Origin of the sequence: Pseudomonas sp. GM79, from assembly GCF_000282495.1 — a bacterium.
Taxonomy (GTDB): domain Bacteria; phylum Pseudomonadota; class Gammaproteobacteria; order Pseudomonadales; family Pseudomonadaceae; genus Aquipseudomonas.
Genome location: NZ_AKJE01000036.1, coordinates 23095 through 48670, shown reverse-complemented (window position 1 = coordinate 48670; position 25576 = coordinate 23095). Strand labels below are relative to the sequence as shown.

Below are 25576 nucleotides of genomic sequence, written 5' to 3'. Positions count from 1 at the left end.
TCCGCGTTGTGCGTTGCCGAATGGGTTTGTCTTCAACCCCCTGTCGTACTGCTCCTGCCTCTAACGGTTGAAATCCATCCAGGTTTTCGTGCTCACACGTTGGCCAGGACAGACGATTGCTCTAGAGACGGCCGTGAAACGCCGCGTCGAAAATTTCTGCCGCGCCAGTTCGTGTCAATGGCAGCGGGTTGCCGCCGGCGCAGGGGTCGACAATCGCCATGTCCGCGATTAAATCGACCTGCTTGTCATCCACCCCCAGTTCAAACAGCGTATGCGGCACGCCGATGTCTTTGCGCAGCTTGAGAACGAAGGCCAGAAAGCTGTCGAAGCCTGGGGAGGGCAGGCGCAAATAAGCCGCCAGGCGGGTGATGCGTTCTTCGATGGCCGGGCGATTGAACTTGAGTACATAGGGCATGAACGTGGCATTGGTCATGCCGTGGTGGGTGTCGTACAGGGCGCCCACAGGATGGGCGAGTGCGTGCATGCCACCCAGGCCTTTCTGGAAAGCGGTAGCGCCCATCGCCGCAGCCGCCAGCATTTGCGCACGCGCGTCGAGGTCGGAGGGGGTGTGTACGGCGCGTACCAGGGCATTGGCCACCAGGCGCATGCCTTCCACCGCAATACCTTCGGCCATCGGATGAAAGCCGGGAGCGCAGTACGATTCCAGGCAATGGGCAAAGGCGTCCATGCCGGTGCCGGCGGTGACTTTTGCCGGCATGCCGACGGTGAGGGCCGGGTCGCTGATGACTACGCGCGGCATCATTTTCGGGTGAAAGATGATGCGTTTGGTGTGCGTACGCTCGTCGATGATCACCGCCGCACGGCCCACCTCGGAACCGGTCCCCGCGGTGGTCGGCACCGCAATGACCGGGGCGATGCTGCTTTCGTCGGCGCGTGTCCAGTAGTCGCCGATGTCTTCGAAATCCCAAACCGGTCGGGTCTGGCCACTCATGAACGCGATGAGCTTGCCCATGTCCAGCCCGCTACCACCGCCGAAGGCGACCACACCATCGTGGTTGCCTGCGCGCCAGGCATCGAGCCCTCCCGCCAGATTGGCTTCAATCGGATTGGGCTTGAGGTCGCAAAACAGCGCGACGCCAAGGCCGGCGGCGCGCAAAGATTCCACTGCCGCGGTGGTGATCGGGGCACGCGCCAGGCCACTGTCGGTGACCAGCAACGGTCGCTGGATACCTTGGCTGCGGCAGACCTCGGCCAGTTCGGCGATGCGGCCGACACCGAAGCGGATGCTCGTGGGGTAATTCCAGTTCGCGGTCAGGCTCATGGCTCAGATCTCATGGCGCAGATGGAAGGATTTCGCGCGGGTCAGGTGTTCATAGCCAAGGCGCGACAGCGTGACGCCGCGTCCGCTGTTTTTCACCCCGGTCCAGGCCAGGGCCGGGTCCAGATAATCGCAGCGGTTCATGAACACGGTGCCGGTGGCGATCTCGTCGCCGATGTGTTCGGCGGCGGCCAGATCTTGGGTCCAGATAGAAGCGCTGAGCCCGAACTCACTGTCGTTCATCAAGGCGATGGCTTCATCGTCGCTGGCCACTGGCATGATGCCGACCACCGGGCCAAAGCTTTCCTCACGCATCACCGACATTTGGTGGGTGACGCCCACCAACACCTGCGGCGCTAGATAGGCGCTGCCGGGTGCATCGGCGGGAAAGTCCTTTGGATCGATCAACGCCTTGGCCCCTTGTGCCAGCGCATCGACGATCTGCCCGCGAACGAATTCAGCGGCGCTCGGCGTAATCAGCGGGCCGAGGGTGGTGGCTTCGTCCAGCGGGTTGCCCAGCACGTATTGGCGGGTCAAGGCGACGAAGCGCTCGACAAACGCCGGGTAGATTTTTTCATCGACATAGATACGCTCGACGGCGCAGCAGCTTTGCCCGGAGTTGAAGAAACTGCCGTCCACCAGGTTTTCCACCGCATGCTCAAGGTTGGCGTCTGCCCGAACGTAGGCCGGGTCTTTGCCGCCAAGCTCCAGGCCCACGCCAAGGAAGCATCCAGTGGCGGCGCTTTCCATGGCCTTGCCGGCGTCGACTGAGCCGGTGAAGTTCACCTGCTGCACGCGTCCTGAAGCGATGATCGTGGCGGTCTGCTGATGATCGAGCAGCACGTTGTGGAACAGGCCTTCAGGCAGATGGGCGCGGCGTAACGCCTCGGCGAAACGCTCGCCGACCAGCAGCGTTTGCGAAGCGTGTTTGAGGATCACGCTGTTGCCCGCCATCAGCGCCGGGATGATCGTATTTACTGCCGTCAGATAGGGGTAATTCCACGGCGCGACGACCAGCACCGTACCCAACGGTTCACGTTTGATACAGCGTCGAAAACCGGCGACAGGCGCAGGTTCAATTGCTGCCAACGCTTCAGGCGCAATGTCGATCATGTGCCGCGCACGTTCTTCGAAACCGCGTAGCTCGCCGGCGCCGAAGCGTACCGGGCGACCCATCTGCCAGGCCAGCTCCGGCACGATCTCGGCCTTCATCGCCAGCATTGCGTCCACGGCGGCGCTGCAAAATGCGGCGCGTTCGCTCAGCGGCCGGCGCTGCCATTGCGCCTGGGCGGCTGTGGCCGCCGCCAGAGCCTGGTCGAGCTGCGCCGCATCGGCACGGCGGCGTTCGGCGTAGACCCGGCCATCGACCGGGGAGATGAGTTGAACGATCTCAGTCATGGTGTGTGCTCAATAGCGCTCGAAGCCGCGCTGCAGTTCCCAGTCGGTGATGCGCCGGTCGTACTCTTTCTGTTCCCACTCGGCGGTGTGCACGTAGTGGTCGATCACTTCATCACCGAATGCCTCGCGCAACATGCTCGACGCCTTGAGTGCGGCGCAGGCATCGCGCAAGGTTTTCGACACTTCAGGCAAGTGCTCGTCGACGTAGGCATCGCCCTCGAAGGGCGGCGTAAGACTGAGCTTTTCGTCGATACCGGCCATCCCCGCGGCGATCAAGGCAGCGAAGGCCAGATAGGGGTTGAGGTCGGCACCGCCGATGCGGCATTCGATGCGGATGGCCTTGCTGCCTTCCGCGCACAAGCGAAAGCCTGCGGTGCGATTATCCCGGCTCCATACGGCCCGCGTAGGCGCGAAAGTGCCGGCCTGGAAGCGCTTGTACGAATTGATGTAGGGCGCAAGAAAACAGGTGATGTCGTTGGCGTATTTGAGCTGCCCGGCCACCCAGGAACGCATCAGTTTTGACATGCCAAACTCGGCCTTGGGATCAAAGAACAGCGGCTTCTTGGCATTTTTGTCCCATAGCGAATTGTGCACATGGCTGCTGGAACCGGCGGCGTCATAGCGCCACTTGGCCATGAACGTGATCGCCTTGCCCTGCAGTTGTGCAATCTCCTTGCAGGCGTGCTTGATGATCACGTGGTGGTCGGCCATGGTCAGGGCATCGGCATATCGGATGTTAATTTCTTCCTGCCCCGGCCCCCATTCACCCTTGGAGTTTTCCACGGGAATGCCGGATGCCTGCAGATGCTTGCGAATCGCCCGCAATACCGGCTCCTCGCGGGTGGTCTGCAGGATGTTGTAATCCTCGATGTAATGGCCGGCGGTCTTCGGCTTGTGGTAGTTGCGCTCGTGGATCGCCTCATAGCTCTCGTCGAACAGATAGAACTCCAGCTCCGAGGCGAACATGCCGGTATAGCCGCGTTCGCGCAGGCGCTCGACCTGCTTTTTCAGGATCGCCCGCGGGCTGTGCGGCAGGTCGCGCCGATGGTGATGATCGAGCACGTCGCAGAGCACCAGCGCCGTGCATTCCAGCCAAGGCACGCGACGCAAGGTGGCCATGTCGGGTTTCAGGACAAAGTCGCCATAGCCTTTGCTCCAGCTGGCCGCGGCGTAACCCGGCACCGGCTCCATGTCGATGTCGTCAGCCAGCAGGTAATTGCAGCAGTGGGTTTCTTCATGGCCGCTGTCGATGAAAAACTCGACCTGGAATCGTTTGCCGACCAGTCGTCCTTGCATGTCGACCATGCAGACCAACACGGTATCGATTTCGCCGGTGGCAGCGGCGCGCTTGAGTGCATCAAAGCTGAGGAGGGGCTCGGTCATCACGTCAGTCCTGCGTGAAAAGTTTGGGCCTGTCTGAAGTAGCTGTTGCAGACGCTCTCCAGAAAAAACCAAAACCTGCAGAATCGAGCATCGTGAGCAATGAGCTGCTGAAAGCTTAGCCTACTGTTGCCATGCGCAAGTTTCGGCTCGATGTAAACGGCGGTTATCTGGCTTGAACCATGGCCCGGGTTGCGATGCCGGGCCATGGTCAACAGCGGTCGCCTCGGTTAATTCCCGCCCACCACCATATGGCTGAACGGCGCCACATACGCCTGCAACGTCACCAGCCCGCCGACCAGAATCGCCAGCACCACGGAGTGGAAAAACACGTAGCGCAGGATTTCCCCTTCATGGCCGTACCAGCGGGTGGCGGTGGACGCGACCACGATCGACTGGGCGTCGACCATCTTGCCCATGACTCCGCCGGAGCTGTTGGCCGCGGCCATCAATACCGGGCTCAGGCCCAGTTGCTCGGCCGTTACCCGTTGCAAGCCGCCGAACAGCACGTTGGAGGCCGTGTCCGAACCGGTCAGGGCGACGCCTAGCCAGCCGAGCAACGTGCCGAACATGGGGTAGAAAATGCCCGTGGCGGCGAAAGCCAGGCCCATGGTGGCGTCGAGGCCCGAGTAGCGGGTCAGGAAGCCCAAGGCAAGCATGGCCACTATGGTGATGAGCGAGTAACGCACCACCCACAGCGTTCGCAGGTAATGGTGCAGCAGCTGCGGGATGGAATAACCCATCAGCAACCCGCCGAGGATCGCCGCCAGCAAGATGCCGCTGCCGGTGCTGGTGAGCCAGGTGAACTTGTAGACCGCGTCCTCTTTTTTAGGTGTAGGTACCACGGGCGGCACCTTCTCGATCTGTTGGTGAATGGTGGTGAAGGTCAAGGTCGGGGCAAAGATCGGGTTCGCCTCGCGCATCGGCTTGCCTTGGGGATCGAGCTTGGCCGAGTGGGTTTGCGGATCCATGACCGGGCGGGTATCGAACAGGTTTTTGAAGCTTTGGGTGCCCCAGGCAAACACGAAGACCGTGAGGATGATCCATGGCATCCACGCCCGCATTACGGCAGGTTTGGCGTCGCTGGCAAAGGTCGCGCTGGGTTTCTCGTCCGGGTCCACATCCACACTGGAGTTGTCGGCGCGCCCCGACAAGGCGGCGGAGGTGTGCACAGTAGCTGGCTTCCAGACCTTGAGGAAACCGGTCAGGCAGGCCATGGAAATCAGCGCGGCGATTACATCCACCAGCATCGGCCCGTGGTAGTTGGACACGAGGAATTGCGGTATGGCGAAGCTGACTCCGGCGACCAGGATCGCCGGCCATATTTCCAGCATCTTGCGCCAGCCGGCGAAGGCCCAGATCAGCCAGAACGGCACGATCACCGAGAAAAATGGCAGTTGCCGGCCGACCATCATCGACAGCTCCATTTCATCCAGCCCGGTCACTTTGGCCAGGGTGATGATGGGCGTGCCCAGGGCGCCGAATGCCACGGGTGCAGTATTGGCGATCAATGCCAGGCCAGACGCGGCCAGGGGCGAAAAGCCCAACCCGATCAGAATGGCCCCGGTCACCGCCACGGGGGTGCCGAAACCGGCGGCCCCTTCGAAGAAAGCGCCGAAGCAGAAGGCAATCAGCAGCAGTTGCAGACGTCGATCGTCAGTGATGCGCGCCAGGGAATCCTGCAGCACTTTGAACGAGCCGTTCTCGGTGGTCAGCCGATGCAGGAAGATGATGTTAAGCACGATCCAGCCGATCGGCAGCAGACCGTTGGCGGCGCCATATAGCGCGGCTGAGCCCGCCATGTCCGCCGGCATGCCGAAGGCAAAAATCGCAATCAACAAGGCCGAGCCCAGGGCCAACAACGCCGCCAGATGCGCCTTGATGTGGAAAAACGCCAGGGAGGCCAGCATCACCACCACCGGCACCGCCGCCATGATGGTTGATAGCATCGGGTTATCGAAAGGGTCGTAGATTTGCTGCCAGACCATGTTCCACCTCTGCTTTTATTGTTGGTAGCGCAGACCCCCGTGGGGGAAGGTGGTTTGGAGTATAGGTGGCATTACGCTGCTGTCCTGGCGGGGCCAGCCGTTCAGGTTTCGAGGTCGACCCCGAGGCGTGCGCTCCTTTCGACCATCGCCACGATCGTTGCGAAAAGCTCGTCCTGTGCCTGCACTGGCGTGATCTCTCCAGTCGCGGCGGCGTGGGACAGCGCCTCGGCTGCACCGAGCATCGCCCGAAGACTCGCTGGCGCGATTTCACCCGTTCCGGCGAAGGGGAGGAGGGCGTTGCGGCACTTGTCCATGAAGATCGCTTCGTACTCGCGCTTGATCTTTTCCAGTTCAGGCGAGCTGGTCAATGCGGCGATCACGCCGGGTATCTCGCGGCCCTGAAGAAGGACGCAATCAACATAAGACGAGGCGATGACCATTGCCTTGCTGGCCAGGGTTGGTTCACTGGTTTGAAGCGCAGCGTCCATAAGCGCGGTCTGACGCGCGTCGAACTCCTGATAAAGCGCCGCCAGCAACCCGGGACGGGTGGTGAAATGATCGTAAACCACCGGTTTGGTCACCCCCGCCTGTTCGGCGAGCCGGCCCAGGGTCAACGCTTCCGTGCCTTCCTCTCGAACCAGCTGCCAGGCGACATCCAGCAACTGGCGCTGGCGCTCTTCCCGTGACATCCGGCGACGCGGTTGCGGGTTGGAATCCTGCTCAGGTGTTTCGGTGCTTGACATGCTTATGTACCAAAAGTAGCTTACTGGTCGTAACTTACCAAGAGTATATAAGGCTCGTCTCTGGCCCTCAATCACTCATTCCGTAGCAGGAGTTTCGACATGCACGCACTCATTGTTGTAGCTCACCATGATCTACAGTCGCTCACCCATAGCCTCGCGAGGCAGATCGGCGAAGGTGTATCCGCAGCTGATTCCGACAACTCGTTCGAGATCGCGGACCTTTGGGCGCAAGGGTTCGATCCAAGGTTCGGCGCGGCCGATCTCGCCGTCCATCATCGGGAAGCACCGCCTCCCGCCGATGTGGCCGCCGAGCAGGCGAGAATCGATGGCGCCGATGCGCTGGTGCTGGTGTATCCGGTTTATTGGTGGTCGATGCCGGCGCTGCTCAAAGGCTGGATCGATCGGGTGTTCGCCAATGGCTGGGCATTCGATTTCAGTGCGGATGCCAAGTTGGAGAAGAAGCTTCGCCACCTGCGGGTTCACCTTGTGGGTGTCGGCGGCGCAGATGCGGGAACCTATGCGCGCCACGGTTATGCCGACGCCATGAAGACGCAGATCGACCATGGAATCTTCGATTATTGCGGTGCCAGCGTTGTGACGTCCGAGCTGTTGCTCGACTCGGAAATCCAGGAGCCGACGGTTCATCTGGAGGTTGCGCGGGTGATTGGTCGTGATCTTTTCGGTGCATCCAGGCGCAGCGACGCGGCTCAGGATATTCACCTTTGCCGACCGGTCAGCGCCGACGCTTTTTGACAGGCAAAAAAAGAGCCTCAAAGCTCTTTGATGGGGAGGAAGTAGAGCCCAGAGGCTCAAGATGCGCATGAAACAAGTGGTGAGCTTATTGGGGTTCAGTTCACTCACCACCTACGCAACGGCTTAAACCTCCAACCGCTACGTATCAACATCGTAAGAAGCCGGTGGCTGGTACTCAAGTACCATTAGTCTAATCCCCCCGGCCAGCCTGCCTGACGCAGTGCTTTGAGCAAGGTGTTGGCATCCAGGCCCGGCACCGTATGGCCATTGCCTTCGGTGGTGTTCGCGGCCAGCAGGGCGTTGATGATGGCTTCTTCCACGGTTTCGGTGGCGGCCAGGAACAGCTCGCTGATGTGGTCGTTGTTGACCATTCTCAGGTGGTCGCAGGTGGGCGCGCCTTTGCCTTCATAGGCGGCTGGCGGCACGTGCTGATTGCCGGTGGCGAAGGCCACAAAAATGTCGCCGCTGTGGTCTTCATTGCCACCACCGGTGCGGGCCAGGCCGAGGCTGGCACGTTGCGCGAGGCGCGTGCATTGGTGGGGTAAAAGAGGCGCGTCGGTGGCCAGGCAGACGACGATGGAGCCCATGCCCGGATGGGGCAGGGAGGCTTTGAGGAAGGGCGAGTCGACCTGCTCCATATAACGCCCAACCGGGTAGCCGTCGACGCGTAATTCGTGACGAATGCCGTGGTTGGCCTGGACGATTGCGCCGACGGTCCAGCCTCCTTGAGCGCTATTCAGCCGGCGCGATGCGGTGCCGATCCCGCCCTTGAATTCATGACAGATCATCCCGCTGCCACCGCCCACCGCGCCTTCGATGACCGGGCCGTCGACGGCTGCGTGCAGAGCTTCGGCCACATGTTCAGGACGTACATGAAAACCGTTGATGTCATTGAGCAAGCCGTCGAACGTTTCCAGCACCACGGGCATGTTCCAGTAAAGGCGCCCGTCGTCGGGTTGCTCCTGACGATCCAAAACGATCAGCGCATCGCGCACGATGCCCAGGCTATGGGTGTTGGTGAAGGCAATCGGGCTGGTCAGCAGGCCGGCCTCGCGAATCCACTCAAGCCCCGTGGCATCGCCGTTACCGTTGAGCACATGGACGCCGGCGAAGCATGGTCGTTGATTGGCGGAACCGGCGCGTGGCTCGATCAGCGTGACACCGGTGTAGATGTCGCGGCCGCTGGCGGTTTGTCCTCGCACATTGCTGTGGCCGACCCGTACACCGGGCACATCGGTGATGGCGTTGAGGGGGCCGGGTTGCAGTTGGCCGAACTGAATGTTCAGGTCGCGGGCACGTGGTTTCATCGTTTCTCTCATCTTCAATTTATAAAAAGGGGGCTTATTGGCCCGAAGGTAAGAAACCTGTGGGAGCGGGCTTGCTCGCGAAAGCGGTGTGTCAGACGACATCAATGTTGGCTGTGCCGCCGCCTTCGCGAGCAAGCCCGCTCCCACATGGATTGCGTAGGATCACTGACCGTTCTTCACGGCGCTCCAGACGCGAGTGCGTACGCGCTCGGTCGCCTTGGGCAGAGGTTCAAGGGTAAACAGCTTGGCCAAGGCCTCGGTCGGCGGGTAAATGGCAGGGTTGTTGCGAGTCGCCTCGGCCACCAGGCTGGTCGCGCTACGGTTGCCGTTGGGATAGGACAGATGGTCCGTGACCGGGGCGATGACTTCGGGGCGCATCAAGTAGTCGATGAACGCCAGGCCTTGCTGCGGATGCGGCGCGTCCTTGAGCAGCACCAAGGTGTCGAACCACACCGGCGCCCCTTCCTTCGGCAGGCTGTAGGCGATCTTCACACCATTGCCTGCTTGTTCGGCGTTGGTCTTGGCTTCCAGCATCGCGCCGGACCAACCCACCGCCACGCAGATGTTGCCGTTGGCCAGGTCGCTGATGAATTTTGAAGAATTGAAGTAGGCAATGTGCGGGCGCAGCTTGAGCAGTAGCGCCTGGACTTTCTTGTAGTCCTCGGGGTTGGTGCTATTGGGTGGCAGGCCCAGGTAATGCAGCGCGACCGGCAGCATCTCCGAAGGCGAGTCGAGCATAGCCACGCCGCACTCGCCGAGCTTGGCCAGGTTCGCTTCGTTGAACACCAGCTCCCAGGAGTCCACCGGCGCCTTGTCGCCCAATGCGGCGCGGACCTTGTCGACGTTGTAGCCGATGCCGTTGGTGCCCCACAGATACGGCACAGCGTACTGATTACCCGGATCGTTGTTGGCCAGTTTCGCCAGCAGCGCGGTATCCATGTTTTTGTAGTCAGGCATTTGCGCGCGGGGCAGTGGTGCAAGTGCCCCGGCCTTGATCAGCGTCGGCAGGCTGAAGTTGCTGGCCACCACCACGTCGTAGCCGCTGCGGCTGGTCAGCAGTTTGCCTTCCAGGACTTCGGCGCTGTCGAAGGTGTCGTAAACCGGCTGGATCCCTGTGTCGCGCTTGAAATCCTGCAAGGTGTTGGGGCCGATGTAGTCGTACCAGTTGTAGACGTTCACGGTGGGGGCGTCAGCGGCGATCGCCGAAAGCGAAGCGCACAAACAGGCGCCCAGTCCCAGGTTGATATGCGAGCGATGACAACTCATGATGCGGCACTCCTGGCCTGCTGCAGGCCGGTGATGATCAGGTGCTTGCAGCGTATCGGCAGGCGGGGGACTCACCCATTCCCATCATGGGTTACTCGAAAGGGGTAGGGCGTGGACGCGTTGCTCAAAGAATTGCCGGTGCACCAAGGGTTGGCGCGGGTCTTTGCGGCGCTGGGTCAGGACGGGTTCTGGCGTGCGCTGGTGGATACGCTACGGCTATTGGTGCCACTGGATAACGCGTTGGTCGCGGTAATGCGATCGGGGCGAGTGCCACGGCTGCTGATTGATTTCGACTCCAAGGGTGGCGCCGACGAGCATGAAGAACTGGCGGACTACAGCGCCGGCATGTACCTGCTCGACCCGTTCTACCAGGCCGCTTGCGCCGGTATTGCCGATGGCTTGCACAGCCTGGCCGCCGTGGCTCCCGACCAGTTTCAGCAGAGCGAGTATTACCTGAGCTACTTCCGCTCGGTGGTGGGTAGCGACGAGTTGCAGTTCATGGTCAACGTCGACGGCGCGGTACTCGGTTTATCGTTGGGCCGCTCGACGACGTTCACCCTTGAAGAGCAGGGCCGTCTGCTGTGCGTGCGCGATTGGGTGCTGGCGGCCATGCGCCGTCACCTGCAACTGATGCCCCCGGAAGGGCCGACCGCCGAGACCGTGGCCGGCGATCTGGCGACCCTGCTGGATCGCTTCGACGCGCGTTTATCGGTGCGCGAAGTCGAAACGGCGCGGCTGATTCTCCAGGGCTTCTCCAGCAAAGCCATCGCCCAGCAACTGGGTATTTCCCCGGAAACGGTGAAGGTGCATCGGCGCAATCTCTATCACAAGCTTAATGTGAATGGGCATGGGGAATTGTTTGCGCTGGTGTTGCAGCCGCGTTGAATCAACGATCAAAAGATCGCAGGCTTCGCCAGCTCCTACATTGACCGTATGCAACCTCAATGTAATGGGTGTACCCAACCCCCGTAGGAGCTGCCGAAGGCTGCGATCTTTTGATCTTTTGATCTTTTGATCGAACTACCCCTGCCTGAACACCAACGCCTTCAACCCGCACTCAACATCGGCATCGGGAAACTCTGGCGGATTCTCCAGCCGCTGCTCAAACCGCAAGCTTGGCGCTTCGCGGGTGACGCCATCGATGAGAAAGTCCGCACCGAACGCCGGATCGTTCATGCAGGCCAGCACCGCGCCCTGTGGGCTGAGCAATTCTGGCAGGCGGCGCAGCACGCGCTGGTAATCCTTGGTCAGCAGAAAACTGCCTTTCTGAAAGGACGGCGGGTCGATGATCACCAGATCGTAAGGACCATTGCTGATGACCTTGCCCCATGACTTGAACAGGTCATGGCCGAGAAAACTCACCTTGCTCAAGTCATGCCCATTGAGCCGATGATTGTCGCGGCCACGGCTCAGGGCCGAGCGAGCCATGTCCAGATTGACCACATGCGTAGCGCCACCCGCAATGGCAGCCACCGAAAACCCGCAGGTATAGGCGAACAGGTTCAACACCCGCTTGCCATCAGCATTGGCCCGCACCCAATCGCGGCCGTAGCGCATGTCGAGGAACAGGCCGGTGTTCTGTTTGCGGCCCAGATCCACGCGATAATGCAGGCCGCCCTCGGTGATCGTCATCTCGTCGATCGGCTCCCCGAGCAGCCATTCGGTGGTGCTTTCCGGCAGGTATCGATGTTGCAACAGCAAGGTATGCGCGCCGGATGTCGTCCATGCAGGCGACTGCGTGATCGCCATCAGCCGCTGCTTCAAATCGTCCAGTTGCGACGCTTGCGGTTCCTTGAACACACAGACCAGCACCACGCCCTGCAGCCAGTCGACAGTCAATTGCTCCAGCCCCGGCCAGCAGCGGCCACGGCCGTGGAACAGCCGACGGGTTTCTGCGGGCGCAGCCGCAAGCGCTGTCAGCAAATGGTCGTGGAGGACGGAGAGGGCATCTGGGTTCATCGGGAAAAGTCGGCCGTGCATAGGGGGGCGGCATTTTAACCACAATTCGCCCCCTCCACGAACGAACAGCGCGCGCGTTTACCAATCCACCGAATAACTGAGCGCCAATCGACGCCCTTCGGCATGAGGGTAAGGCGCGGCCGCATTGGCCTGCATGTAGAGCGTTTCGTAGTTGCGATCGCTCAAGTTATAGACGCCCATGTCCAGTTTGCCCACCGGCAGCTCCACGCCGGCCAGCAGGTCGACCGTGGTATAGCCTTCGATTTTACGCCCGTTGCCATCCTGAAAACCGGCGTCGTAGCTGTCCAGGCGCATCGCCTGCAACCGCAGGTTGTAGTCGTCCTGCTCATAGGCGACGAAGGCGGTGGTTTTGGCCGGAGAGATGCGCGTGGCCGGCAGGTCGAGCCATTCGCCGTTCTGACGGGTTTCACCTTTGGTCCAGGCGTAGGTTCCGCCCAGCGACCAGGCTTGATCGAGGTGATAAGTCAGGCTGGTCTCGACACCGCGCACGCGTTCTTTCTGATCGATCAGCCGTTGCGCACGGGTGACGGAGTCGTAGTACTGCGTCACGTCCGAACGGTTCTCGAACAGGGTGACGTTGGCCTGCAACGACTCCCAGTCACCGCGCCAGCCGAGCTCGTAACTGTCGACCTTGATCGCCTGAGCATTGAGGTCCTGGATGTTGTAACTGCCGCGCACATCACGCAAGAAGCGCTGCACATCGGGCAGCGAGAAGCCCTGGCTGAAGTTGACGAACACATCCTGCTCACTGCTGATGTGGTAGACCGCACCGAGGTTGTAGAGGGTGTCCTCGTACTTCAGCGTGCCGCCGGGCAACACCTCGGTCACGCCTGCTTGCCAAATGCCACCGAAGGCGATGCTGTCGGCAACATCGCTGTGAATCCACTCGTGCCGCGCACCGCCGCGCAGGGTCCAGTCGCCGATATCCCAGCTCGATTGAGCGAAGAGCGCCGTGGTGTTGGTTTCAATGTCCGGGCCGAAGGCGTAGCGCTGGCCTGTCGGCGTGTAGGCCAAGCCGTCGACGCGATAACGGTCGCCCTGCTGGCTGATTTGTTCGTTCTCGAAGTCGGCGCCCCAGACCAGGTTGCCGGTGGCGCTGCCAATCGAGGGCAGGGTGCTTTCCACGGCGGTACGCAGGCCATAGACCTCGGCTTCGCTCTCGGAAGCCACGACCCCGGCATTGGCACCCCAGTTGTAGGGGAAGAACCGCGCTTGCTGTTTGCGCCAGTAGCTTTCCACCATCAAGTGCTGGCCGAACAGATCGCGATCGCTGTAATTGAAGTTCACCGCCTGGTTATGGGTGAACGGCTGGTCGCTCAACTGCAACCCTTTGATCGCGACCGACTCGCCATTGCGAGAGCCGGCCACATAGCCGGTGTCCTGTTTGTCCTCATACTCCTGCAGGGACAGGCTCAGGCGTCGATCGTCATCCAGATCGAAGCCGAATCTGGCGTGCAGGTCATGGCTCTCAGTGTCCATGTTGCTGCCCTGAAACGCTTCCTGGGCGATGCGGTTGCCGTTGCCGTCGAACTGGTCGTTGCGTTGCAACAGGTCGGCGGACACGTACCAGTCGAAGGCGTTCTGGCGTCCGGTCACGCTCTGGAACACTTCGTAGGCAAAACCTTTGCGATTGAGGTTGTCGGCGGTGCTGAGCCCTACGCGGCTGCTCATCGCCAGGGATTGCCCCTCGTTACGCTTGGTGATGACGTTGATGATGCCTCCCGAGGCGCCTGCGCCATAGAGGCTGCTGGCACCGGAGACCACCTCGATGCGTTCGATACTCGACGGCGCGATGCTGTTGAGCTGGCGTGAAACGTCGCGACTGGCGTTCTGCGACACACCATCGATCAGCACCAGCACGTTACGCCCGCGGATGGTCTGGCCGTAGTTGCTCATGGTGCCGGAGGAGGGCGCCAGACCGGGCACCAGCGTGCCGAGAATATCGGCCACCTTGCGCCCGGCAGCGGATTGTTGCGCGATCTCCTTTGCCTGAATCAACTGCACGGTGCCGGGAATCGAGGCGATGCTGGCCTCGCTGCGTGTGGCGGATACCACGGTGTCGGACAGTGACAGCGAGCCGCTGCCCAGTTCTAGGGGCGTCGGAGCCGGTTGTAGCGTGACGCTGTTTTTTCCGCTGAAGCGCCATTGCAGACCACTGTCGCGCAACAGGCTATTGAGTGCCTGTTCGGTGCTGTAATCACCCTTGAGTGACGGCGCTGTTTTGCCACGCAGCAGCGCCGCGTCGACGCCGATGGATAGCCCGGTCTGCGTGGCCAGTGCCGTCAGTGCCGTGTCCAGCGGCTGGCTCCCCAGTTCGAAGTGATAAGTGTCTGTCGCAGAGTCGGCGAAGGCTGGTACAGCGCAGCTCAAGGCAAGTGCCAGAGCGCTCAGGCGAAAGAGGGAGAAGGTCTGGTTGGTCATTGTTGTTGCTCATGGAATCGACTGTATTAACTCCAATGACCGGGCTGAAATGAAATCGGGCAGTTGTCTTGAAGATTTTTTTGGGGAGCGCCGCCGTTTGCTCGGTTATCCCCCGTAGGAGCTGCCGCAGGCTGCGATCTTTTGATCTTTTGATCTTTTGATCTTTGACGGTCTCCTTATCGCCACAAATCAAGATCAAAAGATAATCGTGCTCAGGGTCAGCGCCGCCGCACCTGCACCACGTATTTGCTGTAAGTCTCGATATGAATCGGCAAGGCCGCCTGCAACAAGGCCAGTGCGGCATCGCTGTCTTGCGCGGGCAGCACGCCGGTAAAGCGCAGGGTTTGCAATTGCGCATCCGACGCCCAGATAACTCCCCGGCGATGCTGATCAATTTCGGCCAATACTTCGGGCAGTGGCCTGTCGTGGAAAATCAGCCGGGCGGGGGTCGAAGCGATCGTCTGCGTGGAGGGCGCCATCCAGTTTTGCACGGGCAGCCACTGGCCGACGGCGATCGCCACCGGTAACACCAGAGCTGCGCCCATCAGGCGGGCACGACGGGGCCGGGCTTTCGGTGGTGGAGAGAAGGATTGCCAAAGCTGCTGAAGTTGTTCGAACAGTTGCGCATGGCGCACATCGGCAGCGTGCCAGGCGTTGAATTCGGCCAGAACTTCAGGTGAGGGCACCTCGTCCAGACGCACCAGCCAATGGGCCGCCTGCTCGCGGATCTGATCCTGGGTGAGGATTTCAGTCATCGCTCAACCCCTCGGGCAAGGCGTCGAACAAACGGGCATGGCAGTGTGCGAGCGACTTCGCCAGGTACTGCTTGACGCTGCTTTCGGAGACCTGAAGGTGTCTGGCAATTTCGGCATAGGAACAGCCATCGACACGCGCCATCAGAAAAGCCTTGCGCGGTTTCTCGTCCAGCTCTTCGAGCAATAGCAACAGCACTTTGCCGAGCAATTGGCGCACGGCAATGATCTGTTCCGGGCCTTGTTGGGCCTGCTGATCGAGCAGAACGACCATACTGCGCAGGGTCTCTTCCTCGACCCGGCGCCGATGATACTGATTGATCAGCAGACGATTGGCTGCCACCAGCAAATAGGCCCGTGGTTCCTGCAATGTCGGCAAAGTGTCCAGGCCCAGCAGTTTGACGAAGGTGTCATGGGCCATGTCGGCCGCATTGTCAGGACAGCCGAGCTTTTTGCGCAGCCAGCCGAACAGCCAGCCGTGATGCCCACGGTAAAGCTCGGAAAGGGACGAAGCGGACTGACCCGACACGACGAAACCTCGAACGAAGATAATTCGCAAATGGGAAGCTGTTGCAATTGCGAATGCTGTCATGTTGCTGCGCGACGTTCAAGTCTGATGCGAGAACATGAGCCAGACGCGATGAAACCGGCATCAAAACCGACTCATTCTGTCTGGCAAAGCCTGCGTTCGGCTGTAGCAGCTGTCGAGCCTGCGAGGCTGCGTTCGGCTGCGCAGCAGTCGTCAAACCAGAGGACCGCATCAGCCGGCCTGACGACTGCTTCGCAGCCGAACGCAGGCTTCGCCAGCTGCTACAAAGAATGCGCTCCAGCTGATTTCGTCGTCCGGTTGTATCAAAAATGAATTTCCACGAAGTCCGCTGCTCATACCTGTAGGTGGCGGATTTGAACCTGCGAACTTTTTACACAATCAGGGAGTGGCACAATCATGGGTCCAGTATCAACGGCGGGCGCACACTTGTCTGACGGTTTGATTCTTGTGGTGGAGGACGACCCGTTGATTCTGGAGTTTCTTTGCGAAATTCTTCAGGAGGAGGGCTTTGCGGTTGAACCACAGATCAGCGCGGACGCCGCGTCGCAGTTTCTGGAGCAGCACGCGCCGGAGGTAGGACTGTTGCTGACGGACATCACCATGCCGGGCAAACTCAATGGCGCGGACCTGGCCAATCAGTTCGGCGACCGTTGGCCAGACAAACCGATCATGATCATGTCCGGCTTCGAAACCCCGAAAAGCTCCGGGGTCAAGCATCATGTTTCGTTCATCAAGAAACCCTGGGCGGTGGGACAGTTGCTCGATTGTGTGCAAAACGCCTTGCATTCGAACCGGACCGTGTAGGCGCAGCCTGCGGCAGCTCCTACTTGGGTGATGTACATTGCCTGACAACATTCGCCTGGTTCTGGAAATCGCCCTTTGTCCGTTCAAGCCTCCGTGTTCAACACGTCGTACCGCGCCTTTCTGTTCGATATGGACGGAACTGTCCTCAATTCCATCGCTGCCGCCGAGCGGATCTGGACCACCTGGGCCCTGCGCCACGGGGTCGATGTCGATACCTTCCTGCCGACCATCCACGGCGTACGCGCCATCGACACTATCACTCGTCTGGCCTTGCCCGGGGTGGATGCTGAAGCTGAAGCCGCGTGGATCACCGAAGCGGAAATCGAGGATGTGGAAGGGATTGTCGAGGTGGCTGGCGCAGCGAGTTTCCTCAAGTCGCTGCCCGCCAATCGATGGGCCATCGTCACCTCCGCACCACGGGCGCTGGCCCTGCGCCGAATGGCGGCGGCAGGCATTCCCGAGCCTTTGGTAATGGTCACCGCCGAAGATGTCAGCGCCGGCAAACCCGACCCTGCGGGGTATCGGCTGGCCGCCAGTCGGTTAGGGGTCGAGCCCACCGAGTGCCTGATCTTCGAAGATGCCGCCGTGGGGATTCGTGCGGGCGAAGCGGCGGGTGCCCACGTCATGGTCATCACCGCGACACACGTTCATCCGCTCCAGACCCCGCATGCAACTTTGGCCGGTTATGACTCGGTCGAGGCGCGAGTGGATCTCCACAGCCAAATCAGCCTGTACACAATTTAATGTGGGAGCGGGCTTGCTCGCGAAAGCGGTTCATCATTCAACATTGATGTCGATTGATACACCGCCTTCGCGAGCAAGCCCGCTCCCACAGTAGATTGTGGTGGGTTCAGTAAATCCCCGGAATCAATCGCCAGCTACGGGCGCAATAAGCCTCATATTCACTGCCAAACTGCGCGCGTAACAGCGCTTCTTCAGAGCGAATGCGGGCGATCAGCGGGATCAACATCAGCGCCACCAGCAGCAACCCGACCCCGGAACGAAAGGCCAGCGCCCAGCCCACGCCATTGATCAACAGCCCCAAATAGCTGGGGTTGCGCAAGGTCCGATAAATCCCGTCGGTGACCAGACGGTGCCCCGGCTGAATCGCCACCAGACCGCTGAAGCGTTTGCCCAGCACAAACACCGGCCACATCCGCAGCGCTCCGCCGCCGATGAACAGCAGCGCGCCCAGCCAACGCACGCCCTCGCCACCGAAGGTCCAGAAGTCGATCCGGTCGGTATAGGCTGGCAGATACCCACTCAACAACCCGAGCACCCCGAAAACCGGCAGCACCCAGCGATTGGCGCGGTCTTCGCGCTCGCCGGAGCTCAGGTTGCCCTCGCTGAACCAAGACACGATCGCCATCACCAGGGTTGCAAGCGCAATGACCACCAACGGCGGGTGCGAGAAAAAAGCTGCCAACCCGCCCAGCCCGAACACCGCGAGAGCGAGGTAGGCAAGGGTGCTGACGAGGGTGAAAAACGCGAGTTTGGCCGAGATTTTCATGACTGACTTCGCAAAGGACATGTAGGAGCTGCCGCAGGCTGCGATCTTTTGACCTTGACCCTATCAATATCGCTCAAAAATCAAAAGATCGCAGCCTGCGGCAGCTCCTACGCGGGGCAGCGCGTTATCGCCACAACGGTAGCCGTGGAGCTGGGTGAACTAAGCTTGGATAAGGATGATTCCATCTATTCACTCCCGGCGCGCTGAACATCTCGCTGGGCCGGGAGCGTCACAAGGAGCACATGATGCTTCACATCAGAACGCCCCTGATTCTGCACCCGGGTCTGTCGACCCCGGCCCGGCGAATCTGGCTCAAGCTGGAAAACCTGCAACCCAGCGGCTCGTTCAAACTGCGCGGCATGGGCCTGCTGTGCAGTCAGGCAGCGGAGCAGGGCAAGCGCAAAGTGGTCTGTCCTTCCGGGGGGAATGCCGGATTGGCCACCGCCGTGGCCGCCGCCAGCCTGGGGCTGAAAGCCTGCATCGTGGTGCCGAACACCACCCCGGAAACCACCCGTGCCAGGATCAGGAAAACCGGTGCCGAGGTGATCGTTCATGGCAAGGTCTGGGACGAAGCCAATCAACGGGCGAAAGAACTCGCAAAGGGCGCGGACACTGAATACGTGCCGGCCTTCGATCATCCGGTGTTGTGGGAAGGGCACAGCACGATGATCGATGAAATTCTCGAGGACTGTCCTCAGGTCGATGTGTTGGTGACGTCGGTGGGCGGCGGAGGTTTGCTGGCGGGCCTGCTCACTGGACTGATCCGTCATCAGCGCATGGATTGTCGAATCGTTGCTTGCGAAACCCGGGGCGCGGCGTCTTTCGCGGCTGCCATCAGTGCCGGCCACCCGGTCAGATTGCCGCGCATCGATACCGTCGCCACCTCACTTGGCGCGGCGCAGGTGGCGGCCTGGCCGGTGCAACACATCCTCGATTTTGCGCATGAATGCGTGGTGCTCAGCGATGATGAGGCGATCATGGGCGTGGTTCGTTACGCCAACGACTTGCGTCAGTTGGTCGAGCCGGCGTGCGGCGTCTCATTGGCGGTGGCATACCTCGACCATCCGGCGATCGCCGAGGCCCATGATGTGGTGATTGTGGTGTGCGGCGGCGTCAGCATCAGCGCGCAATTGGTCGCCGGCTGGGCGCGCCTGTCCACTGGGACGCAAGCAACCTAGGGCCCGAACACTATCCCGTGTTGCGAGCCCCACGGCTGATTTTTGCAGGTTTCAGCGACCGGGCCTTATTGAGCGAGGATCGCTTTGGCCAAGTCTTCATCGCTGGCCTGGAGGTCGGGGTGATCTTGTCGAATTTGCTTCAACACCGACTCCAGATAAGCGCCGCGAATCGTACCGCCACTTGCCACGAAGCTAGAGGCGTCATCCCGGGCGGGAATCACGATTTTGTCATCTTTGAACGTCGAGTACAGCGATGCGGAGATACCGGCCGAGGTGGCGACATCTTTTGCCTCTACATCGGCCATGGCCGAACCAACGGGCAAACAAAGCACTAGTGAAGATATGAGCAATAGACGGCGCATGACGGCGTCCTCCGAAAGCGTAAAGGAAGTAACACACATAATTTAGGATGCCTGTCGATGCTCAGGAGTTCCCTGCCGATTCGATATAGGCACAGGCGAGCGCTCAGAACCGTACGGTAGCCCCAGTGGTCAGCCACTGATCACGCTCCCCCGTCAGGTCGCGGCCGACCAGCAGATCGACATCGACCCGCTCGCCAATGTGCAAACGCGGCCCGGCCTGCCAGGCCTGTTCGCCCCCTTGCTGGCCATAGCGTTCGGCGACCAGAGACAAGGACCTGGCGAGGTCATACTCGACGCCGGTGCCCCAGGTCCAGCGATGGTTTTGCTCGCCGTCGTCATAGGCGTGGGCCCAGCCGGCGTTGACGTTCAGGCGTAATGCTTCAATCGGTTGGTAGGTGAATGGCAGGTTCAGGTCGGCGCCATCGAAGGTGTGGTCACGATTGAAGGCAAAATGCGCTGACCCTGCCAGCGCCAATTGAATGCCGAGGTCTTCGCGGGAGAACAGTAGGGTTTTGAATTGCGGGCTCAGTTGAGTTTCCGAATCCCCGTCATCGCGGCTGTGCTGTATGGCCGCGCCAAGTTGCAGGTTGGGCAGTCCCTTGAGCGTGCAGTCCTGGGACAGCACTGCGTTGCTGGATGAGTGATTATGCCGACCGCTCTGGTACCAGGCGTCGATGTTGCATTCGCCCGGCGCATTGATCGCGGCGTCGTCCACCACGTACGCACCGCCGGCCGCGTGGGCCTTGGAGATCACGGTCAGGAGGGTGATCAGGCTCAGGGTGATACTGATGAACAACAGATTGCGCCGCACCTTCCGGCCTTGCGATGGCGGCAGGCTGCGTACAAGGGACATGAAGTGACGTGTTGGTTTATGCATGAGGTTTACCTTGAAGTCTTCGATGGCAGGCAGCGGGTCAGCTCCGATCTCCTACCGATAAAGTTTGCAAACCGGCCGCCCGGGCTTGGGCGAGCAGTTCTTCGGTGTCTTCGCCGCCGGGCAGGGCGATCACTACGTCCGGTCGGCTGTCGAGCAACATGAAGTGGTTGCGCAGGCGTTCGGCCGATTTGCCGTATCGCTGCCAATTGGGCGGGTAGCGCACAATGTCGGCGCCTTGTTCCCGGGCCCACTCTTCTATTTCGCCGCCCAGAAAGCGGTTGCCGCCATGAATCAGCACACGCACCGAGTGCATGCGCTGGAAGGCGTCGAGTACCCGTCGGCACAGACGTTTGTCGGCGTAATGACGCCCGGCACAGATCAGCAGGCGCATGACGGGTTTTCCTTTGCCTGATCGATGCTCTCGATCGAGCGCTCACCGGCGCGTTCGAGCAGCGGATACGCCAGCGCGGCGATGTGGTGATGCACACGCCGGTAATCACGCAGCACCCGCTGGAAAATATCGCCGGATTCCGCCCAGGTACTTTTGTCTTCCTGCAACTGGCGAAAGTGCTCGCGGCTGGCTTCTGCTTCGAGCCTTCTGACGATTTCCTTGCGATGGATCAGTTGGTGCGCGGTGGCGATGTCTTCGCGCAGGAACACGGTGATCGCCAGGCTCAAACTGTCCAGCACGGCATCGTGCAGCGGGGCGATGTTGTCCAGTTCGAAGGCCGAGAACTGTTCACCCCGGCGCAAGCGGCGCATGGCCAGCTGTGCGAGGCTGCTGGAAAGAATGTCCGCGGCATGTTCGAGGTTGATCACGAACGTGAGGATTTCCTGGGAGCGGTCGGCATCGCAGTCACTGATGCCCTCCTTGCCGATGTCGGCCAGATAAGCCCGAATCGCCGCGCTGAGCAGGTCCAGGGATTGATCGATGCGCCGCACTTCATCGGCGCAGCTCGGTAGCGATGTGTGGAACAGCTGAAGCGTCCGGCCGAGCATGGCCGAGAGCATGTCGGCCATGCGCAACGCTTCGCGGGCGGCATTCGACAAACCGATGTTGGCCACTTCCAGACCGGCCTCATCCAGGTAGTGCGGCATGCCAGGGTCGACATCCCGCTCAGGCGCCGGCAACAGTCGGGTGAGGGCATTGGCGAGCACGTCGGTCAGGCCGATGAACACCAACCCCAGCAGCAGATTGAAACCGGTGTGCAGGCATACCACCAGTGTCGAGGGCGCGAGCGGCGCTTGAGCGAGCAAGCCGGCAAACGGCAAGACCGCCAGGGCACCGACCACCCGCACCAGCAAATTGCCCAGCGGCAGGCGTCGGCCAACGCTCGAACCGGCATTGATGACCGAGGGCAGCGCACCGCCAATGTTCACCCCCAGTACCAGCGCGACAATCGTGCTGGCCGAGAGCATGCCGGTGGCGGCCAACGAGACGATCAGCAGCACCACGGCCACGCTGGAGTGGCAGAGCCAGGTGAGGATCAGTGCCACCAGCAGGGCAATCAGCAGGTCGCCATCAAGGCTTTGCATGATGAGCTGGAAGATCGGCGTGCCTTGCACTTCTGCCAGCGTCGAACCGAGCATGCGCAGGGCCAGCAGCATCAGCCCCAGGCCGATCAACGCGCAACCGACGCTTTCGTAGCGCGAGTCATCACGCAGCCGAAAGACGATCAGGCCCGACAGCAAAACCATGGGGGTGAGCATCGACACATCGGCGCTGAGCAGTTGCACCACCAGGGTCGAACCGATGTTGGCGCCGAGCATCACTGCCAGTGCCGGCGCCAATCCCAGTGTCCCGGCAGCAGTGAATGAAGTCGCCATCAGGCTGACGGCGGTGCTGCTTTGCAGGACGCCGGTGATGCCGATGCCGGACAGCAAAGCCATCCAGCGGTTATTCAGGTTGTGGCCCAGCCACTGACGCAGTGGCGTGCCGAAGCCGCGCAACAGCGCCGAAGAAATCATATGGGTGCCCCACAACAACAGGGCGATGGAGCCTGCGAGGTTGATCAGTAGAGTAGCTCCCGACATGAGGACTCTCCCTTTTTGCGTACTGCATTTATTGACGACCCGTGGGCCGGAGGGATGGTGCGGTAAACACGAAACCTGTGGGAGCGGGCTTGCTCGCGAAGAGGGAGCATCAGTCAACATTCATGTCGCCTGGCACACCGCCTTCGCGAGCAAGCCCGCTCCCACAGGGATTGCGGTGTTCAAGTCATTTGGGTTTGCCCCCTCGCTTCGGGGGCTTACACCATCAGAACCATTGCTTGAAGCGCCGGATGTAGAGGGTTTTCATGACCTGCGCGAACACGCAGTAGCTGAGCAAGGTGCCCACCAGCCATGGGAAGTACGCCCACGGCAGCGGTTGCAGACCGACCAGCGTGCCCAGTGGCGAGAACGGAATGTAGATGCCCAGCACCATCACCAGCCCGGTCATCAGGATCACCGGCAAGGCGGCGGTGCTCTGGAAGAACGGGATTTTCTGGGTGCGCAGCATGTGCACCACCAGGGTCTGGGACAGCAACCCTTCAATGAACCAGCCGGACTGGAACAGGCTCTGCATTTCCACGCTGTTGGCGGCGAACACGTACCACATCACCGCGAAGGTGGTGATGTCGAAGACCGATGAGGTCGGCCCGATCCACAGCATGAAACGGCCGATGTTCTTCGCATCCCACTTGCGCGGCTTGCGCAGGAATTCCTTGTCCATCTTGTCCCACGGCAGCGCCAGCTGAGAGAGGTCGTACATGAGGTTTTGCAGCAGCAAGTGGATCGACAGCATCGGCAGGAACGGAATGAACGCACTGGCCACCAGTACCGAGAACACGTTGCCGAAGTTGGAGCTGGCGGTCATGTTCAGGTACTTCATGATATTGCCGAAGGTTTCGCGGCCCTTGAGCACGCCTTCTTCGAGCACCATCAGGCTCTTTTCCAGGAGGATGATGTCAGCCGATTCCTTGGCGATGTCGGTGCCGCTGTCCACCGAAATGCCGACGTCGGCATCGCGCAGGGCAGGGGCGTCGTTGATGCCGTCACCGAGGAAACCCACGGTGTGACCGTTGGCCTGCAACGCCTTGAGCACCCGGGATTTCTGCAGCGGGGTGAGCTTGGCGAACACCGTGCGTTCCTCGACCCGCGTCTGGAGGGTGGCGTCGTCCATCTTCTCGATGTCTTGGCCGAGCAGCGGTGTGCCGGGCTCCAGGCCGACTTCGCGGCAGATCTTGCAGGTCACCACGGCGTTGTCGCCGGTCAGCACTTTGACAGTCACGCCCATATCACGCAGCGCGGCGATTGCCGGGCCGGCGGTTTCCTTCGGTGGATCGAGGAAGGTCAGGAAGCCGCGAATCACCAGTTCGCGTTCGTCAGTGGTTGCGTACTGGTTTTTCGCCTGTGCCTTCGGGATCTCACGGGTGGCGACCAACAGCACCCGGAAGCCGTCCTGGTTGTACTCGTTGGCCAGGGCCAGCAGCGCCTGGCGACGTTGATCATCCAACGCCACGACCGTGCCGTTTTCATTGACGTGGCTGGCGATGGCCAGCATTTCCTCGACCGCCCCTTTGCACACCATCAGGTGATCGTCGCGGCTGTCCTTGACGATGATCGACAGGCGCCGACGCACGAAGTCGAACGGCAATTCATCGACCTTGCTGTAGGCGAACGGCACGCGGAATGTCGCATTGCGGTTGGCGAACTGCACCACCGCCTGATCCATCAGGTTTTTCAGGCCGCTCTGGTGATGGCTGTTGAGCCAGGCCAGTTCCAGCAGCGAATCGTCGCGCTGGCCATTGATGTCGACATGGTGCTCAAGAATGATCTTGTCCTGGGTCAGAGTGCCGGTCTTGTCGGTGCACAGCACGTCCATCGAACCGAAGTTCTGGATCGCATTAAGGCGCTTGACCACCACTTTGCGCTTGGCCATGGCCATGGCGCCTTTGGCCAGGTTGGCGCTGACAATCATCGGCAGCATTTCCGGGGTCAGGCCGACCGCCACTGCCAGTGCAAACAGGAATGCATCGCTCCAGTCACCTTTGGAGAAACCGTTGAGCAGGAACACGATCGGCACCATGACCAGCATGAAACGGATCAACAACCAGCTGACACTGTTCACCCCACGGTCGAACGCGGTTTGCACCCGTGAGCCGACAATGGCTTTGGCCAGCGAGCCGAAGTAGGTGCGCGAACCGGTAGCGACCACCACCGCTTTGGCGGTGCCGCTGACCACGTTGGTGCCCATGAAGCAGATGTTCGACAGGTCGAGCAGGTTGGACTGATCGGTCGCGCTGCCGGTCGCTGACTTCTGCGCCACGTCCCCCAGTGTGTCGTACTTCTCGACCGGCAAGGCTTCGCCAGTCAGCACGGCCTGGCTGATGAACAGGTCGCGGGATTCGATCAGACGGATGTCCGCCGGGATCATGTCGCCAGCGCTGAGTTGCACGATGTCGCCGGCCACCAGTTCGCGCATCGGCACTTCGCGCAGCACTGGCGGGCGGTCCTTTTGTGGGCGACGCAGGACGGTGGCAGTGGTGCGCACCATGGCCTTGAGGGTTTCGGCAGACTTGGCCGAACGGTATTCCTGCCAGAACCGCAGCAGGCTGCTCAGGCTGACCATGGTCATGATGATAATGACCTTGGTCAGATCGGCGTCGTCGCCTTCACCCTGGCTGATCGGCAGCCAGTAGTCGGTGAAGAAGCTGATACCGGCCAAGGTCAGCAGCACGTAGATGAAGGGATTGTTCAGGGCTTTGAGCAGTTGGACGATGGCGTGAGGCGGCTTGTCGTGGGCGACTTCGTTGTGGCCTCCACGCGCCAGACGGCCTTCGGCTTCGAGTTCGGTCAAACCGTCAGCGGTGGCGTTGAGGTTGGTGAGGGTGACGGCCAGGCCGTTTTGCGCTTCCCGGGCGGCACGCATCGACAGCTTGGCGTTGTCGCTGGAGGCGCCGCGGGTGGTTTTCTTTGTGGTGTTTACTAGGGTCATTGCTGTGCTCCTGCCGCAGTCTTGCGGCACGACACACAGGTACTCAGCTA

The 25576-nt window shown here is 60.9% G+C and carries 22 protein-coding genes; 5 read left to right on the top strand and 17 right to left on the bottom strand.

Annotated features, from left to right (window positions below):
* Positions 1-121 precede the first annotated feature (121 nt).
* From PMI36_RS18545 to PMI36_RS18565, 5 genes are all read right to left on the bottom strand, one after another.
* On the bottom strand, positions 122-1282 hold the full coding sequence (locus tag PMI36_RS18545; RefSeq protein ID WP_008070726.1) for an iron-containing alcohol dehydrogenase: 1161 nt from the start codon (positions 1280-1282) through the stop codon (positions 122-124).
* Between the two features lie 3 nt (positions 1283-1285).
* On the bottom strand, positions 1286-2677 hold the full coding sequence (locus tag PMI36_RS18550) for an aldehyde dehydrogenase family protein (RefSeq protein WP_008070725.1): 1392 nt from the start codon (positions 2675-2677) through the stop codon (positions 1286-1288).
* 9 nt (positions 2678-2686) lie between these two features.
* Complete coding sequence (locus PMI36_RS18555; RefSeq protein WP_008070723.1) at positions 2687-4060, bottom strand: glutamine synthetase family protein; 1374 nt, start codon at positions 4058-4060, stop codon at positions 2687-2689.
* A gap of 227 nt (positions 4061-4287) precedes the next feature.
* Entirely contained in the window at positions 4288-6045 is a 1758-nt protein-coding gene (locus tag PMI36_RS18560; RefSeq protein ID WP_008070722.1) for an L-lactate permease, read from the bottom strand.
* A 101-nt stretch (positions 6046-6146) separates the two neighbouring features.
* Positions 6147-6788 carry a TetR/AcrR family transcriptional regulator gene (locus PMI36_RS18565; RefSeq protein WP_008070721.1) on the bottom strand — a complete coding sequence of 214 codons (642 nt, stop codon included), beginning with the start codon at positions 6786-6788 and terminating at the stop codon, positions 6147-6149.
* A 99-nt stretch (positions 6789-6887) separates the two neighbouring features.
* Between PMI36_RS18565 and PMI36_RS18570 the strand changes: the two genes are divergently transcribed.
* A complete protein-coding gene (locus PMI36_RS18570; RefSeq protein ID WP_008070720.1) occupies positions 6888-7541 on the top strand; it encodes an NAD(P)H-dependent oxidoreductase in 654 nt (217 codons plus the stop codon).
* Between the two features lie 185 nt (positions 7542-7726).
* On the opposite strand, the gene PMI36_RS18575 is transcribed toward PMI36_RS18570, so the two are convergent.
* Positions 7727-8848 carry a DmpA family aminopeptidase gene (locus PMI36_RS18575; protein WP_008070719.1) on the bottom strand — a complete coding sequence of 374 codons (1122 nt, stop codon included), beginning with the start codon at positions 8846-8848 and terminating at the stop codon, positions 7727-7729.
* A gap of 162 nt (positions 8849-9010) precedes the next feature.
* Positions 9011-10114: a polyamine ABC transporter substrate-binding protein gene (locus tag PMI36_RS18580; protein WP_008070718.1), complete on the bottom strand. Its 1104-nt coding sequence runs from the start codon at positions 10112-10114 to the stop codon at positions 9011-9013.
* Positions 10115-10225: 111 nt separating this feature from the next.
* On the opposite strand from PMI36_RS18580, the gene PMI36_RS18585 reads away from it, so the two are divergent.
* A complete protein-coding gene (locus tag PMI36_RS18585; protein WP_008070717.1) occupies positions 10226-10999 on the top strand; it encodes a helix-turn-helix transcriptional regulator in 774 nt (257 codons plus the stop codon).
* 135 nt (positions 11000-11134) lie between these two features.
* Here PMI36_RS18585 and PMI36_RS18590 read toward each other — a convergent pair whose 3' ends face one another.
* From PMI36_RS18590 to PMI36_RS18605, 4 genes are all read right to left on the bottom strand, one after another.
* The gene (locus PMI36_RS18590) at positions 11135-12073 is read right to left on the bottom strand and encodes a class I SAM-dependent methyltransferase (protein WP_032830297.1); all 939 of its coding nucleotides are present in this window, start codon (positions 12071-12073) and stop codon (positions 11135-11137) included.
* A 78-nt stretch (positions 12074-12151) separates the two neighbouring features.
* The gene (locus tag PMI36_RS18595; RefSeq protein WP_008070715.1) at positions 12152-14515 is read right to left on the bottom strand and encodes a TonB-dependent receptor domain-containing protein; all 2364 of its coding nucleotides are present in this window, start codon (positions 14513-14515) and stop codon (positions 12152-12154) included.
* A gap of 218 nt (positions 14516-14733) precedes the next feature.
* The gene (locus tag PMI36_RS18600) at positions 14734-15270 is read right to left on the bottom strand and encodes a FecR family protein (protein WP_008070713.1); all 537 of its coding nucleotides are present in this window, start codon (positions 15268-15270) and stop codon (positions 14734-14736) included.
* Positions 15263-15796: a sigma-70 family RNA polymerase sigma factor gene (locus PMI36_RS18605; RefSeq protein WP_008070710.1), complete on the bottom strand. Its 534-nt coding sequence runs from the start codon at positions 15794-15796 to the stop codon at positions 15263-15265. The genes PMI36_RS18600 and PMI36_RS18605 overlap by 8 nt, the downstream gene beginning before the upstream one ends.
* A gap of 417 nt (positions 15797-16213) precedes the next feature.
* Here PMI36_RS18605 and PMI36_RS18610 point away from each other — a divergent pair, with 417 nt between their 5' ends.
* Together PMI36_RS18610 and PMI36_RS18615 are read left to right on the top strand one after the other, a co-directional pair.
* Entirely contained in the window at positions 16214-16621 is a 408-nt protein-coding gene (locus tag PMI36_RS18610; protein ID WP_008070707.1) for a response regulator, read from the top strand.
* Between the two features lie 75 nt (positions 16622-16696).
* A complete protein-coding gene (locus PMI36_RS18615) occupies positions 16697-17365 on the top strand; it encodes an HAD-IA family hydrolase (protein WP_008070699.1) in 669 nt (222 codons plus the stop codon).
* 106 nt (positions 17366-17471) lie between these two features.
* Here the strand turns inward: PMI36_RS18615 and PMI36_RS18620 are convergent, their stop codons facing one another.
* Positions 17472-18131 (bottom strand): methyltransferase family protein, encoded by a 660-nt coding sequence (locus PMI36_RS18620; protein WP_008070698.1) that lies wholly within the window; start codon positions 18129-18131, stop codon positions 17472-17474.
* Between the two features lie 245 nt (positions 18132-18376).
* Between PMI36_RS18620 and PMI36_RS18625 the strand changes: the two genes are divergently transcribed.
* Positions 18377-19309: a pyridoxal-phosphate dependent enzyme gene (locus PMI36_RS18625; protein WP_008070697.1), complete on the top strand. Its 933-nt coding sequence runs from the start codon at positions 18377-18379 to the stop codon at positions 19307-19309.
* A gap of 65 nt (positions 19310-19374) precedes the next feature.
* Here the strand turns inward: PMI36_RS18625 and PMI36_RS18630 are convergent, their stop codons facing one another.
* From PMI36_RS18630 to mgtA, 5 genes are all read right to left on the bottom strand, one after another.
* Positions 19375-19671 carry a DUF2388 domain-containing protein gene (locus PMI36_RS18630; protein WP_007907925.1) on the bottom strand — a complete coding sequence of 99 codons (297 nt, stop codon included), beginning with the start codon at positions 19669-19671 and terminating at the stop codon, positions 19375-19377.
* 103 nt (positions 19672-19774) lie between these two features.
* Positions 19775-20548 carry a hypothetical protein gene (locus PMI36_RS18635; protein WP_008070691.1) on the bottom strand — a complete coding sequence of 258 codons (774 nt, stop codon included), beginning with the start codon at positions 20546-20548 and terminating at the stop codon, positions 19775-19777.
* A gap of 37 nt (positions 20549-20585) precedes the next feature.
* Positions 20586-20939 (bottom strand): DUF2493 domain-containing protein, encoded by a 354-nt coding sequence (locus PMI36_RS18640; RefSeq protein WP_008070688.1) that lies wholly within the window; start codon positions 20937-20939, stop codon positions 20586-20588.
* Entirely contained in the window at positions 20927-22582 is a 1656-nt protein-coding gene (locus tag PMI36_RS18645; RefSeq protein WP_008070687.1) for a Na/Pi cotransporter family protein, read from the bottom strand. The genes PMI36_RS18640 and PMI36_RS18645 overlap by 13 nt, the downstream gene beginning before the upstream one ends.
* A 223-nt stretch (positions 22583-22805) precedes the next feature.
* Positions 22806-25526, bottom strand: a complete 2721-nt coding sequence (gene mgtA, locus PMI36_RS18650; RefSeq protein ID WP_008070685.1) for a magnesium-translocating P-type ATPase — start codon at positions 25524-25526, stop codon at positions 22806-22808.
* Positions 25527-25576 lie beyond the last annotated feature (50 nt).

What these genes read in the sequence shown, in the direction of transcription:
- PMI36_RS18545 (WP_008070726.1), bottom strand. Translation starts at nt 1,282, where the DNA reads ATGAGCCTGACCGCGAACTGGAATTACCCCACGAGCATCCGCTTCGGT.
- PMI36_RS18550 (WP_008070725.1), bottom strand. Translation starts at nt 2,677, where the DNA reads ATGACTGAGATCGTTCAACTCATCTCCCCGGTCGATGGCCGGGTCTAC.
- PMI36_RS18555 (WP_008070723.1), bottom strand. Translation starts at nt 4,060, where the DNA reads ATGACCGAGCCCCTCCTCAGCTTTGATGCACTCAAGCGCGCCGCTGCC.
- PMI36_RS18560 (WP_008070722.1), bottom strand. Translation starts at nt 6,045, where the DNA reads ATGGTCTGGCAGCAAATCTACGACCCTTTCGATAACCCGATGCTATCA.
- PMI36_RS18565 (WP_008070721.1), bottom strand. Translation starts at nt 6,788, where the DNA reads ATGTCAAGCACCGAAACACCTGAGCAGGATTCCAACCCGCAACCGCGT.
- PMI36_RS18570 (WP_008070720.1), top strand. Translation starts at nt 6,888, where the DNA reads ATGCACGCACTCATTGTTGTAGCTCACCATGATCTACAGTCGCTCACC.
- PMI36_RS18575 (WP_008070719.1), bottom strand. Translation starts at nt 8,848, where the DNA reads ATGAAACCACGTGCCCGCGACCTGAACATTCAGTTCGGCCAACTGCAA.
- PMI36_RS18580 (WP_008070718.1), bottom strand. Translation starts at nt 10,114, where the DNA reads ATGAGTTGTCATCGCTCGCATATCAACCTGGGACTGGGCGCCTGTTTG.
- PMI36_RS18590 (WP_032830297.1), bottom strand. Translation starts at nt 12,073, where the DNA reads ATGAACCCAGATGCCCTCTCCGTCCTCCACGACCATTTGCTGACAGCG.
- PMI36_RS18595 (WP_008070715.1), bottom strand. Translation starts at nt 14,515, where the DNA reads ATGACCAACCAGACCTTCTCCCTCTTTCGCCTGAGCGCTCTGGCACTT.
- PMI36_RS18600 (WP_008070713.1), bottom strand. Translation starts at nt 15,270, where the DNA reads ATGACTGAAATCCTCACCCAGGATCAGATCCGCGAGCAGGCGGCCCAT.
- PMI36_RS18610 (WP_008070707.1), top strand. Translation starts at nt 16,214, where the DNA reads ATGGGTCCAGTATCAACGGCGGGCGCACACTTGTCTGACGGTTTGATT.
- PMI36_RS18620 (WP_008070698.1), bottom strand. Translation starts at nt 18,131, where the DNA reads ATGAAAATCTCGGCCAAACTCGCGTTTTTCACCCTCGTCAGCACCCTT.
- PMI36_RS18625 (WP_008070697.1), top strand. Translation starts at nt 18,377, where the DNA reads ATGCTTCACATCAGAACGCCCCTGATTCTGCACCCGGGTCTGTCGACC.
- PMI36_RS18630 (WP_007907925.1), bottom strand. Translation starts at nt 19,671, where the DNA reads ATGCGCCGTCTATTGCTCATATCTTCACTAGTGCTTTGTTTGCCCGTT.
- PMI36_RS18635 (WP_008070691.1), bottom strand. Translation starts at nt 20,548, where the DNA reads ATGCATAAACCAACACGTCACTTCATGTCCCTTGTACGCAGCCTGCCG.
- PMI36_RS18640 (WP_008070688.1), bottom strand. Translation starts at nt 20,939, where the DNA reads ATGCGCCTGCTGATCTGTGCCGGGCGTCATTACGCCGACAAACGTCTG.
- PMI36_RS18645 (WP_008070687.1), bottom strand. Translation starts at nt 22,582, where the DNA reads ATGTCGGGAGCTACTCTACTGATCAACCTCGCAGGCTCCATCGCCCTG.
- mgtA (WP_008070685.1), bottom strand. Translation starts at nt 25,526, where the DNA reads ATGACCCTAGTAAACACCACAAAGAAAACCACCCGCGGCGCCTCCAGC.